This is a genomic window from Methanothermococcus jasoni (genome assembly GCF_049075655.1).
Lineage (GTDB): Archaea > AGJL01 > Methanococci > Methanococcales > Methanococcaceae > Methanofervidicoccus.
In genome coordinates, this window is sequence record NZ_CP157522.1 from 311,465 (window position 1) to 324,344 (window position 12,880).

Below are 12,880 nucleotides of genomic sequence, written 5' to 3' on the forward strand. Positions count from 1 at the left end.
AGTATATATACTTTTCTATTTAAATTATTTAAATATATTATAGGTGAAACATTGAGAGCATTTGTAGTTGGACGATGGCAGCCATTTCATAATGGACATTTAACAATAGTAAAAGAAATTGCCAATGAAGTAGATGAGCTCATAATTGGAATAGGTAGTGCTCAAAAAAGTCATACTCTTAATGACCCATTTACCGCAGGGGAAAGAATAATGATGATTATCAAAGCACTTAAAAAATTTGGATTCCCTTATTATGTAATTCCAATTAAGGATATAGACTTTAATGCGGTGTGGGTATCCTATGTTGAAGCATTAACTCCACCTTTTGATGTTGTATATACTGGCAATGCATTGGTGAAGGAGCTCTTCGAAGAGAGAAATTATATGGTTAAAAAACCAAAATTATATAACCGAAAAGAATACTCTGGAACTGAAATAAGAAGAAGGATATTGAATGATGAAGAATGGAAACATTTAGTTCCAGAAGAGGTTGTTGATGTTATCAATGAAATAGATGGGGAAAATAGAATAAAACGATTAAGTAAAACTGATTATAATATTCAATAATAAAATCTAATAATATTTTTATTTTCTTTGCATTTGTTTGATGTATTTAATTATTTCTTTTAGTTTTTTGTAGGCAGTTTCAAGGTCGTTATTATCCACATACATTTTTAATTCTGAAAACTGGGTTTCTATATATGGATTATATAAATCATTTTTAATAAGGTATTCTTTATATTCATACATTAATGAGGTGAGCTCCTCCATTTTCATTTCAGTTTTTATTTCATTTATCTCTTCCTTTACATTGGTAAATATTGTGCTCTTTGGTAGATTTAACATACTTGCTATTTTGTTTATCGAATACCCTTCTCTATATAATTCCAGTATTTCTTTTTTTATATCTTCATCTATCTTTTTACTCCTGCCCCTTTTATCGTTTTCCACTTCCACAATTATATGGTTCTTTCTCATAAATTCGATTTTATATGTCATCTTTGGACTGCTGTATATGCTGTTTGGCAGTTTGACTATTACCATGTTATTTTTGGCACTTTCCACGAGCTCGTTTATTTCATCCCATCTTAAAAAATGGTGAAATTTTAATTCAATCATATGAATACCTACATATCATCTTTTTTTAAATTTTTTAAACTATATTTTTTATTATATATTTATTTATATTCATTATAGCTATAAATTTAAATAAATTGCTAAATATATTATTGTATTTTTTAGTGTAAATATTTACATACACACTTTAAAAAAATACCTATTTAGTTCAGAAATTTTTTACCAATTGTTGCCTTATGTATCGTAAGGCAACATTTTATATATGAGCTCCATAATATACATATACTGGTGATAATATGGTGGAAATTAAATTAAATAAAAGAAATGATAGGTCGTGGGATAAAGGTTTGGATTTTGATAACATATATCGTCTATTTGAAAGAGACATCGTGAAAATAAGGGAAAAACTAAACAATGGAATAGTTTATAAAAAAGACATTAAACGCCTTGCTTATTTAACCATTGCCCTATTTCAACTTAGAAACGGATGCAGGATTGGAGAGGCAATTGAGGGCATGATTTTGATATGTAAAAATAACAATTTAAATTGGGACAAGCCTATTGAAGTTAGAGTTAAGGTAGAGAAAACAAAAAAAACAGTATCATACAGAGATATGGTTCTTCCATCAATCATTACCAAGCATGATGTAGAGCTCATACGGGATGCAGTTTTAAATTTGGAAAATGCCAAAAGACCAAGAATGAGGATATACACTTGGTTAAAAAATCACTATGGAATAAATACACATTCTTTAAGGTATGCATTTATTACCAAATATGCTGTAATGAACACATCACCACAATTAATTGCAAAAATGACAGGTCATGTGAATTTAAACCATATTATTACATATACGCAAGAGAAAGTGGCAAAACAAATGTTATATGATTTGGAAAAGCATATAAAATAAATTAAATATTCGGAATATAATTCCAAGAACCACTCACCAAACCTTTTTGGGACAACTGCCCGAGAGCTCTCAAAGTCTTCCTATCCAACACAGTGGGTTTTTGATTTTCAAAGTATGTGCCAGGTAATGGCATGAAGTAATGTGCATGAGCTCTTCCATTCTTTTTTATAATGTAGTGTAGGAGCTCCATGCTATCTTTTCTATGAAACTCATTTTCATTTGGGAATCCAAATATAAAATCAACCTTTGGTATTAAGTCGTAATCTCTGCATAAATCAACGGCATTTAACACATCATCCACAGTATGCCCTCGCCTTATATATCTCAACATCCCATCACTACCACTCTGAGCTCCGAAATGTAAAAACTTATTATCGCAGTATTTTACAACCAATTCAATTGTATCTTTTTGAATAAATTCAGGTCTAACCTCTGATGGAAATGTTCCAAAAAATAGCTTTCCTTTTCCTTCACTTAGTTTTTTTAATAGTTTTTCTAATTTTTCAATGTTTGGTTTTCGAAGCGAATCCGAAGGATTCGCTGACTTGCAAAAACTCGAAGAGTTTTTGCCAAGTGTTCCAGTTTTCGAGCCATAGCAAAAGGCATTTGGGCTTATTACTCGTGTATCTGTGTTGGGATTTGTAAGTTTTAAAATGCTTTCTATGCTTCTATGTCTTACATTGTTGCCGAATATTTGAGGCGTCTGACAAAATCTACATTTGTATGGGCATCCCCTCGTTATTTCAACTGGTGTAAGTGGTTCAATCTTTTCAAATTCATCTAAATTGATTACTTGTTCTCCTATGATGATTTTTTCATTTAGTTCCTTTCTATCATTTTTATCGTCTTTATCATCTTTATTTTCGTCAAGTTCTTTTAATTTGTTTATTATTTTTGGCAGTGTAATCTCCCCCTCACCAACAACCACATAATCAAATCTCATTTTTATAGTATCTTTTGGAGCTCCTGTTGGGTGAGCTCCTCCTGCAATCAAAATTGGTTTATTTGATTTAGTTAATTTTTTTAATTTATTTATTTCTTTTATTTCCTTTGCAATTTTACCCTTACTTAGTGTTGTAAATGAATAAATTAATATATCTAAATTATTATTTTTAATATTGTTAATTATTTCTTCAAAATTTTTAAATAATTTTCCACCAATCAGTGGATACAATCGTGATATGCTGTATTTGTTTTTTGAAGTTAATCTAAATCCAATATCCACAAAAACACCATTTTATCTGACCTACTCCAACGAGTGAACTCGTTGGGTTCTCGCTTACGGTAGTAAGCGAGCAACGAAATCACGAAGTGATTTCGTCTAATTTTAGCAGGGTTTAACCCTACATGGGTGGCCAAGCCCACTACCCCTATCTCCGTTTAGGAGATTCAGGGCTACGCTGTATCACTAAGATTACTCTATCAAAACAAACCACGATACCAACCACTACCAGCGGTAGAGTTTTCACTAACCCTACCCATTAGAACTTGGACTGGTAGCGTTACTTACTATTAATCTTCACATATTTATATTTTACTACTTACTAGCCGATATAATGTCCGCCTCTCATCCAATCTCATAAGAGATTTTACAAAACTATGTTTTGTATAACGATTAAAATCGTTGGCTTTCTCGGCGGTTTATCGTAAAAAATAAAACAAAAAAAGATTTTTATAATTATTTTATATTATATGTTAAAAAATAAAAATTTAAATTAACAAACTCTCGGGATAGGGTCGCCAATAGGAGTATCCACAATTCTTTTTCCAACTATTGTTTCCATAATTACCTTGTTGTGTTCAGATACAACTTCACCAATTATTTGGGCATTTTTACCTAATGGGTGAGCTCTTAAAACTTCCAATGCTCTTTCGGCATCCTCTTTTTTAACTGCCATTACAACCTTACCTTCATTTGCCACAGTCATGGGGTCAATACCAAGTGCATCAGCTATTGACTGAACTTCATCACTGATAGGGATTTTTTCCTCATAAATGTTTATTCCTAAACCACTTTTTTCAGCCATTTCATTTAATGAGTCAGCGAGCCCTCCTCTAGTTGGGTCTTTCATAGCATGAACCTCTATACCTGCATCGAGAACCTTTTTTATAAGTTTATTCAGTGGTGCAACATCGGATTTTAAATTAGTTTCAAATTCAAACCCTTCTCTTGATAGGAGTATAGCCATACCATGTTCTCCAATATTTCCAGAGACAATGATTACATCTCCTTCTCTCATTCCTGAGTCTCTAATGGCCTTTCCTTTATCTACTATACCAATTCCAGCGGAGGATATTATTATATCATCAACATTTGACACCTTTGTATCTCCTGTAATTATCGGAGCTCCGGCTTCCTTACAAGTTTCGTTTATTGACTTCATTATTTTATCCAATTTTTCTATATCAAAACCTTCTGGAAGAACTATTGACAATGACAATGCAAGGGGTTCTGCTCCCATAACTGATAAATCGTTTATTGTTCCGCAGACGGAGAGTTTTCCTATGTCTCCGCCGGGGAAGAATATTGGATTAACAGTATGTCCATCCACTGTAAAAACTATCTCTTTATCACCCAGTGGAATTGTGGCACCATCGTCTAAATCTTTTAATCCTATTCCGCCATTTACCGAAGTATTTTCTAAATTATTTAATATGGTATTCTTAATTAAATCCTGCATAACTTTTCCGCCAGCACCGTGCATTCTTGTTATTTTCATAAAAAATCATCTCCTTTTGGTGAAATAAATACCTTGCTATAACTTACTATAATACATCATTTGAAAATAAAAAAATTAAAAAAATAAGAATTAAAATAGTTTATAAGTATATGAATATAATATAAGGTTTAATTTAATATTTAATAGCTGCTTTATGATTTTTTTGATTTTAATATTTTGGAGCCCCTCATAAGTGCAGTTAATCCAGTTCTTGCCATTTCTTTAATGCCCAAAGGTTTGACCAAATCAATAAATGCATTAACCTTATCTACATCCCCCGTAATTTCTACGGTTAATGATTCAGAACTTAAATCTACAATTTTTCCCCTAAATATATTTGCATATTGTATTACTTGCGATTTACTGCTTTCAGTTGGTGCATAAACTTTAATAAGGCATAATTCTCTTTCTACACATTTTTTGTCATCTAAATCACTTACTTTAACGACTTCTACAAGTTTATTAAGCTGTTTTACAACCTGTTCAAGGACTTTGTCATCCCCCTTAACTACAATGGTCATTCTAGCTATATTTGGAGAGTCTGTGGCACCAACTGTAATGCTTGAAATATTATACCATCTTCTTGTAAAAAGTCCGGCAATTCTTTGAAGCACCCCGGGATTATTTAAAACTAAAACTGAAATGATGTGAGTATGTTCCATAAAACCACCATTCTTCTGGTTAATAATAAGATAAATAAGTAGATATATAGATTTATAATTTATTAATTAGTGGTATTTGCAGTTTCAGACTCTGTCTGTTCGTTTAATTTTATATTTTCAGGAGTAGTTCCCTCCTTTTTAGTTAGATATCTTCTCTTTATCTCATCGAAGCATATTACCTTTTCATTAGGATGTTCCCTAACAGGTTCGATAATATTTGTTAATTTACCTCCTGGCGGAACCATGGATAATGCCTCAGCAGGGTCAATAATGAAATCAAGCAAATAAGGCTCATCGCTAACTATTGCCTCCCTAAGTGCTTCTTTTATTTCACCAGGTTTTGATATTCTAAGGGCCTTTATGCCAAAGCTCTCTGCAAGTTTTACAAAGTCAGGCGTGTCTCCAAAATTAACACTACACTGTCTTTTTCCGTAGTATAGGTTCTGCCACTGATAAACCATTCCTAAGGTTCTGTTATCAAACAAACATATAACAACAGGTATCTGGTAATCTGCAATTGTTCCGAGCTCCTGACAATTCATCATGAATCCACCATCACCACTAACACAGATTACCTTGGAATCTGGTTTTGCTATTTTAGCACCAATTGCCGCAGGGAACCCAAAGCCCATTGTTCCTAAGCCACCAGATGATAAAAATGACCTTGGAGCACATGATTTAAAGTAATGTGCCATCCACATCTGGTTCTGCCCAACATCTGTGGTTATAATTGAATTTTTATTAAGATTTAAATCATTTATTACATCCATTAGTTCTTTTACTATTCTTTGAGGTTTAATAGGGGTGTCATCATAATCCATCTTAGGAATACTTGATTTTTTCAAGGATGTAACATATTCCATCCATTTTTCATTTGATTCAATATTTGTTTTAAGAAGGTGAATCATCAAATCCTTTAAAACGATTTTTGCATCTCCAACGATTGGAACTTCAACTTTAACATTTTTTCCAATTTCCGCAGGGTCTATATCAATGTGTATAATTTTTGCATGTGGTGCAAAGCTTTTTATGTCCCCAGTTATTCTATCCGAGAATCTGCATCCTATTGCTATTAAAACATCGCTCTCAGATACGCAGTAGTTCGCGGCTTTTGTTCCATGCATACCAACCATTCCAAGTGCCAACGGGTGCTCCCCTGGGAAACTGCCTTTTCCCATTAATGTTGTGCATACTGGAATATTGGTGAGCTCCGCAAATTTCATGAGCTCATGTGTAGCATTTGCAATATTTACTCCACCACCTGCAATTATTACAGGTTTTTCAGCTGTTGATATTAAATTAGCGGCTTTTTTAATCTGTCTTGGATGACCTATTGTGGTAGGTTTATATCCTACTAGATTTATTTTAGAAGGTATTGGATATTTAGCTAAGTCCAATTCCATTTCCTGAACATCTTTTGGTAAATCGATATGCACAGGCCCAGGTCTCCCTGTTTTTGCTATTTCAAATGCTGCCCTAAATGTTTCAGGGATTTCCTCAGTCCTGCGAATTTGGAAATTGTGCTTTACTATTGGCATAAAAAGTCCAAGTGCGTCAATTTCCTGGAATGCGTCATTTCCTATTAATTTTGTGGGAACCTGTCCCGTAAGGGCTACAACAGGGGAAGAATCTGCGTATGCCGTAGCTACACCAGTTACAAGATTGGTTGCACCAGGCCCCGAGGTTCCGATACATACTCCAACCTTTCCACTTGCCCTTGCATAACCATCTGCTGCATGAGCTGCTGCCTGTTCATGTCTTGTCAATATGTGTATAAAATCGCTGTCATATAGTGCATCATAAAATGGTAATAATGCCCCGCCAGGATACCCAAAGAGAATATCAACTTTTTCTGCTTCAAGTGCTTTTATCATTGCTTCTGCTCCTTTCATAAAACCACCAAAAAATATTAACAAAATCTTTTAGATTTTGCGGTTTAATTCGTTTGAAAAGATAATTTTGAGTATTGATAATAATTAAATTAATATTATATAAATTTTGTCTATAACTTTTTTAACCAAAAATAAAAAAAGGAAATATTAGATATTATTAATATTTACAATTTTTTGCTTATCGTAGTGAAACGGAGAGCTACAACTCGAAGTTCTGTTCAATTGAGGTAAAATGGGAGTATTGAATCAAGATTTCGTCTAATTGATTGTTATTTAAGTTATTATGATAATCTATCCAAGTTTCCCAATTTATATTTTAATCCAAGATATCCTCCAATATCCAACAGGATGATGTTTATTATAAGAAATACAAATGTGGTGTATATTAACGCCATATCCTGTGTAGATAATGCTAAACCCACCAACAACGCAGGTATTAATATAGATACATCTATTGTAACTCCTATAATTTCATAGTCCTTTCCAGATGCTATGCTCATACCCCCTGACACTCCTGCAATAATTGCTATAATTGCACTTAACAATAAGGTGTTTTCATGGAGGTATGTTGTAATTATAGGTTTTGGTATTTCAAATAAAATACCCAATAAAAATGCACAGGCTATAACTATCAATGTGCATATTATTTCTTTTTTCATACCTTTATATGCCAGTTTCTTTTCTTTAAGCACATTTCCAATAGCACTAGCCATTACAGTATCTACCAATGGAGCTATAATCATGGCACCAATCAATGTTGGTATATTATGTTCAATTAAACCAATAACTCCCATGACACTTGCCAATATAATTTTTATAATAACATCCTTTGATAATTTTACCATCGATGTGCCTTTATAGTAGAGCTCTAATGGTGAAAGTTTTGATGATGCTAAACCTTCATCCCTGCATGAAAATGTGATATTTGCAGGCATTATGTTTATTGAACCATAACCTTTCTCGCCGATGCCCATTTTTCTCAGTTTTATAACTATCTTTTCGGCATCATCTGTCTTGGCATTGCAGGTAATTATTACTCCATCTTTTATTGAAGTTTTTAAAGGTTCAATTATAGATATGGAATATGCATCATGTTCTTTTAAAATATCCTCCACTTCATTTAATAGTTTTTTGGGGACTATTATTTTAATATACTTTATATGACTCACCCCTATTTATTTTATTGAAATATATTATTTCATATTATATAAATTCCACCAGCGGTGATTGTTAATAAAAAATAAAATAAAAATTAATCGATAGGCAGTAATAAAAATAATTAAAAAATAAAAAGAATAAAAATATAATAAAAAATTATTTTCTAAATCACCAAGATGAGCTCTAAAATTTATTAAATAAATATTTATTTTTTAAATTTAAGTGATATGTCAGTTGGGTAGTTGCCTGAAACACATGCAAGGCATAGATTTTTTCTACCTATTGCCTTTATTAAACCTTTAATACTCAAATAACCCAATGAATCGGCATGAATATAATCCCTTATTTCATCAACAGATTTTGAGCTGGCAATTAATTCTTCCTTTGTTGGCATATCTATTCCATAAAAACATGGAGATATTATTTTTGGAGAACCCACTCTTAAATGCACTTCCTTTGCTCCTGCCTTTCTAACCATATCTACGATTCTTCTTGATGTTGTCCCTCTAACGATACTATCGTCAATTAAGACTACTCTTTTACCTTTTAATATGGTCTTAACAGGATTTAATTTTAATCTAACAGCTAAGTTTCTCTCCTCTTGGGAAGGGAGTATAAATGTTCTTCCTACATACCTGTTCTTTATTAATGCCTCGTAATATGGAATATCCAATTCTTCGGAATATCCTATTGCCGAAGTTATTCCAGAATCGGGAACTGGCGAGATAATATCCGCATCGCAAGGTTCTTCTTTTGCAAGTATTCTACCAATATTTCGCCTTACATTATATACGCTGATACCGTCAATTACTGAATCAGGTCTTGCAAAATAGACATATTCAAACATGCATGTTGATGCGTTTTTTAAACAATCATCCTCTGAAACATAATAATTCTCAATACCTTCTTTGTTAATTACAATGATTTCTCCTGGATTAACATCCCTTATGAGCTCGGCATCAACTACATCTAAGCCACAGCTTTCTGATGAAATATAAAAATTATCTTCATCTTTTCCAATGCACAATGGCTTAAAACCATTTGGGTCTCTAACAGCTATAAGTGTGTTGTTGTATAGTATAATTAAAGAATATGCTCCAATTAACTCTTTTGAAACATTTATTATTGACTGGATAATGTCTTCTGTTTTTAGGAGCTCCTTTACAAGCAGGTGTGCTACAACCTCAGAATCTGTTGATGATGTAAATATATGCCCTTGCTTTTCCAATTCCTCCTTTAAAATATGAGAATTAACAATATCACCGTTGTGAGCTATTGCCAAATTCCCAAGTGAGCTATTTACTATAAACGGCTGGCAGTTTTCAATTACGGAGCTCCCTGTGGTTGAGTATCTAACATGACCTATTCCAATATGACCTTTAAGGAGCCGGATATTTTCATTATTAAATACCTCGGGAACCAATCCCAATCCTTTATGGGAGTGTAATTCATGTCCATTGCTTACTACAATTCCTGCTCCTTCCTGCCCTCTATGCTGTAAAGCATAAAGACCATAGTATATCTTTCTTGCAACATCTTTATCTGAAAAAGAATATATTCCGAATATTCCGCACATTTTATCACAGTTTAAATATGTTATAGAAAATATGATATATGTTAAATATTAATGAGATATAAATAAAATTAATATTATTAGTTTAATAATCTAATATTTAAAGATTAACTGTAAAAATGTATTTAAAATAAAGTATAAAAAATAATAAAATAATTTTAATTAATGATTTTTTATATTTTTTATCGAGCTCCTGCACCTCCACCTCCAAATCCACCACCTGCACCAAATCCACCACCCATTCCCGGAGTTCCGCTGGTGGGTTTTATGGTGGCAATATATGCAGTATTTACTGAGGAATGCATGGAGCCGAAGGAATAGTATATTAGAGGATAGTAATTTATCATCTCCCGCGTATTTTCAGGTAATTTAACATCTAATGATTTCAATGCCTTTTCAACATTCCTTCCAACACCAAGGGCAGTTCCATATATCAACCATTCTTTCCACATCAATATATCCTGAGGAGCGTATTTTTTTATCATGGCAATATCTGATAGAAACTTTTTAAATGATTCCCATTCAAGTTTTTCTTTATAATAATCCTTTTTCCATTTACCAAATAGAGTTTTAGGGGCTATAATCAATACAACGCACTGCATAATCCACGCAATTGATAGATAGAATATGTGTGCAGTATCTGGATACAGGATTTTATAGTCTCCTGAGGATAATATGTAAGATACTACTGCAACAATCACCGAACAGGCAAGCAAAGCCCATATTATTATATTTCCCGTATTGTCCATATATTCATTAACAGAATACGATGATACAGGTGAGCTCATAATACCATTAACTTCATCCCATAGTCGCTGAGCTCCTATTCTGTTTTTGTTATACTTATGTTCTGATGCTATTGCCTCAATTGTTGAAGGTTTAAATATGTTATTTTTCGAGTATCTTATTAAGAAAGCCATAATCTTTTTTTCGTAGTTATCTAAATTGGATAAATCCTTGCTGTGTATCTCTATACTAACATCATCGGTTGATTCCCCTGGCGATATTTTGATATATTTTTTATCATGAAGGTCTAAAAGTGTGGCATAAAATCCCTCCTTCCCAAACTCACCCACCTTTCCATTGAATATTAAATTAACAACCCAGGGTTTTCTATTTTTGTTTGGAACATAGCTTAGATATTCGGGGACAATGTATTTCTTTTCTGCACCATATTTCTTATAAAGAATATATGCCATTAATGGAAAGATTACAACCATTATGGAAAACAGATATTTGATTATGGATAATACCCTGTTTATTAAGAAATATCTATTATTTGCAGATAGGGTCTTTTCCTTAACATTATCTACATAATTGTAATACCCTACAACAGATTCTGGTTTTAAAAGCATCTCTAATTCAATTAATCCGTTTTCTGGACTATGGCCTGTGATTATATACTCATCACCTGTTTTTGATACCTTAAAACCCACTGGATGCACAAATAGATTTAAAATATTATCATTTTTATCTACAACATGGATATTTACTTTTTTATATGGGAAATGCTCATCTGCAAGTTTTAGATTTAAATGGGATACAGTATTATCGTATTCTATCGGAGGATATATGCTGAATAGATAGGATGTCGAATAATCCCCTGAACTGTATTTGTTCGGATTGTAAAATCCCACTTCATTTATTACATTGTATTGAACTACTAAGCTTTTTATATCCCTTAAAATCTCGAAGGATTCGGTATCTGCACGTAAAGTTCCATTGTATTCCACCACATAACCCACCATATCCCCACTGGACGCGCTTAAATTAAGCAAAGTTATGTGAGGTTGGGAAACTGTTTCACTATAATTTGGATAATTATAATAACTATAATCATGAGCTCCGATAACCTCAACTTTGGAAATATTGCAACCACAAATTAAAGGCACCTTCCAATCCCTATAAAGCATCCTATATTTTTTATTTTCATATATTTGATAATTATAGGTTTCTCTTAGGGATATGTTTTTATCCAATATGAGCTCGGCATTGTAAGAATTTACATCTATTGAACTGAAAGATGAGGAGGGCAGGTATTGACTGCCTAAGCTTAAAGCTACCCCCAACATACCAATAACTGCCATTATAATCAATACTATAAACAACTGTTTTTCTTCCCTCATATTATCCCCAATATAAAAAAATAGTATATTTTTATATTTTTTACTTTTTTGTTTTATTTACTTCTATTTTTGTATTTTTGCAATATTAGAACTCTATTTTTGGTCTTTGACTTAGTTCCCGCTCCCCCTCTTCAAATTCTAAATAACTCATCTTCTTAAAGTTAAACATGCCTGCAACAATGTTTGATGGAATAACATCGGCTTTTGTGTTGTATTCCTGCACTATGTTGTTGTATGTATATCTATGCCGTGCTATTTCATTTTCCATATCATTAATGGCATCCATGAGCTCCATTACAGTGGATGAAGTTTTTAAATCTGGATAATTCTCAACTGCAACCATTATATTGCCCAATATCTGTCTTGACTGTTTTTCTATATCCTGTATTTCTGAGGTGGACTGAGCTCCTAATACACTACTTCGGAGCTCTGTTATTTTTGTCAAAGTCTCTTTTTCAAATGAGACATAGCTTTTAACACTATCAACAAGCTGATTTATCATATCCAGTCTTTTTTTAAGTGCTACTTTAATTTGACCAAGCGTAGCTTCTGCCCCATTTTTAAGCGTTTTAAATCGATTGTATATCATTGCAACATATATAATTAAAATAATCAGTAAGATTAAAATTACTCCGCCTATGAATATTCCCAAAATTAACGATGTCATAATAACCCCCATGTTATATTCTAAATTATATATTCTAAATTATAATATGTTTAAGTATAAAATATTTGCAGTATTGGCAAGATATTAGATAGAT

The 12,880-nt window shown here is 32.4% G+C and carries 11 protein-coding genes; 2 read left to right on the forward strand and 9 right to left on the reverse strand.

Annotated elements, in window-relative coordinates; translation table 11 throughout:
* Positions 1–51: 51 nt before the first annotated feature.
* Positions 52–567 (forward strand): nicotinamide-nucleotide adenylyltransferase, encoded by a 516-nt coding sequence (locus Mjas_RS01600; protein WP_421078053.1) that lies wholly within the window; start codon positions 52–54, stop codon positions 565–567.
* Between the two features lie 18 nt (positions 568–585).
* Here the strand turns inward: Mjas_RS01600 and Mjas_RS01605 are convergent, their stop codons facing one another.
* Positions 586–1,119: a helix-turn-helix domain-containing protein gene (locus Mjas_RS01605; RefSeq protein WP_421078054.1), complete on the reverse strand. Its 534-nt coding sequence runs from the start codon at positions 1,117–1,119 to the stop codon at positions 586–588.
* Positions 1,120–1,373: 254 nt separating this feature from the next.
* Between Mjas_RS01605 and Mjas_RS01610 the strand changes: the two genes are divergently transcribed.
* Positions 1,374–1,988 (forward strand): integrase, encoded by a 615-nt coding sequence (locus tag Mjas_RS01610; RefSeq protein WP_421078055.1) that lies wholly within the window; start codon positions 1,374–1,376, stop codon positions 1,986–1,988.
* 1 nt (position 1,989) lies between these two features.
* On the opposite strand, the gene Mjas_RS01615 is transcribed toward Mjas_RS01610, so the two are convergent.
* The 8 genes from Mjas_RS01615 to Mjas_RS01650 form a co-directional block, all read right to left on the reverse strand.
* Positions 1,990–3,213: a radical SAM protein gene (locus Mjas_RS01615; RefSeq protein WP_421078056.1), complete on the reverse strand. Its 1,224-nt coding sequence runs from the start codon at positions 3,211–3,213 to the stop codon at positions 1,990–1,992.
* Positions 3,214–3,703: 490 nt separating this feature from the next.
* Positions 3,704–4,708, reverse strand: a complete 1,005-nt coding sequence (hypE, locus tag Mjas_RS01620; protein ID WP_421078057.1) for a hydrogenase expression/formation protein HypE — start codon at positions 4,706–4,708, stop codon at positions 3,704–3,706.
* A 152-nt stretch (positions 4,709–4,860) separates the two neighbouring features.
* Positions 4,861–5,370: an acetolactate synthase small subunit gene (ilvN, locus tag Mjas_RS01625; protein ID WP_421078058.1), complete on the reverse strand. Its 510-nt coding sequence runs from the start codon at positions 5,368–5,370 to the stop codon at positions 4,861–4,863.
* A 62-nt stretch (positions 5,371–5,432) separates the two neighbouring features.
* A complete protein-coding gene (locus tag Mjas_RS01630) occupies positions 5,433–7,262 on the reverse strand; it encodes an acetolactate synthase large subunit (protein WP_421078059.1) in 1,830 nt (609 codons plus the stop codon).
* Between the two features lie 281 nt (positions 7,263–7,543).
* Positions 7,544–8,422: a TIGR00341 family protein gene (locus tag Mjas_RS01635; RefSeq protein ID WP_421078547.1), complete on the reverse strand. Its 879-nt coding sequence runs from the start codon at positions 8,420–8,422 to the stop codon at positions 7,544–7,546.
* Between the two features lie 203 nt (positions 8,423–8,625).
* Complete coding sequence (gene purF, locus Mjas_RS01640; protein WP_421078060.1) at positions 8,626–9,996, reverse strand: amidophosphoribosyltransferase; 1,371 nt, start codon at positions 9,994–9,996, stop codon at positions 8,626–8,628.
* Between the two features lie 179 nt (positions 9,997–10,175).
* Entirely contained in the window at positions 10,176–12,119 is a 1,944-nt protein-coding gene (locus Mjas_RS01645) for a DUF2207 family protein (RefSeq protein WP_421078061.1), read from the reverse strand.
* Between the two features lie 85 nt (positions 12,120–12,204).
* On the reverse strand, positions 12,205–12,786 hold the full coding sequence (locus tag Mjas_RS01650) for a LemA family protein (protein WP_421078062.1): 582 nt from the start codon (positions 12,784–12,786) through the stop codon (positions 12,205–12,207).
* Between the last annotated feature and the right edge of the window lie 94 nt (positions 12,787–12,880).

Bases quoted from the DNA above. Each gene is read 5' to 3' on its own strand.
- Mjas_RS01610 (WP_421078055.1), top strand. From the start codon at position 1,374: ATGGTGGAAATTAAATTAAATAAAAGAAATGATAGGTCGTGGGATAAA.
- purF (WP_421078060.1), bottom strand. From the start codon at position 9,996: ATGTGCGGAATATTCGGAATATATTCTTTTTCAGATAAAGATGTTGCA.
- Mjas_RS01645 (WP_421078061.1), bottom strand. From the start codon at position 12,119: ATGAGGGAAGAAAAACAGTTGTTTATAGTATTGATTATAATGGCAGTT.
- hypE (WP_421078057.1), bottom strand. From the start codon at position 4,708: ATGAAAATAACAAGAATGCACGGTGCTGGCGGAAAAGTTATGCAGGAT.
- Mjas_RS01630 (WP_421078059.1), bottom strand. From the start codon at position 7,262: ATGAAAGGAGCAGAAGCAATGATAAAAGCACTTGAAGCAGAAAAAGTT.
- Mjas_RS01650 (WP_421078062.1), bottom strand. From the start codon at position 12,786: ATGACATCGTTAATTTTGGGAATATTCATAGGCGGAGTAATTTTAATC.
- ilvN (WP_421078058.1), bottom strand. From the start codon at position 5,370: ATGGAACATACTCACATCATTTCAGTTTTAGTTTTAAATAATCCCGGG.
- Mjas_RS01605 (WP_421078054.1), bottom strand. From the start codon at position 1,119: ATGATTGAATTAAAATTTCACCATTTTTTAAGATGGGATGAAATAAAC.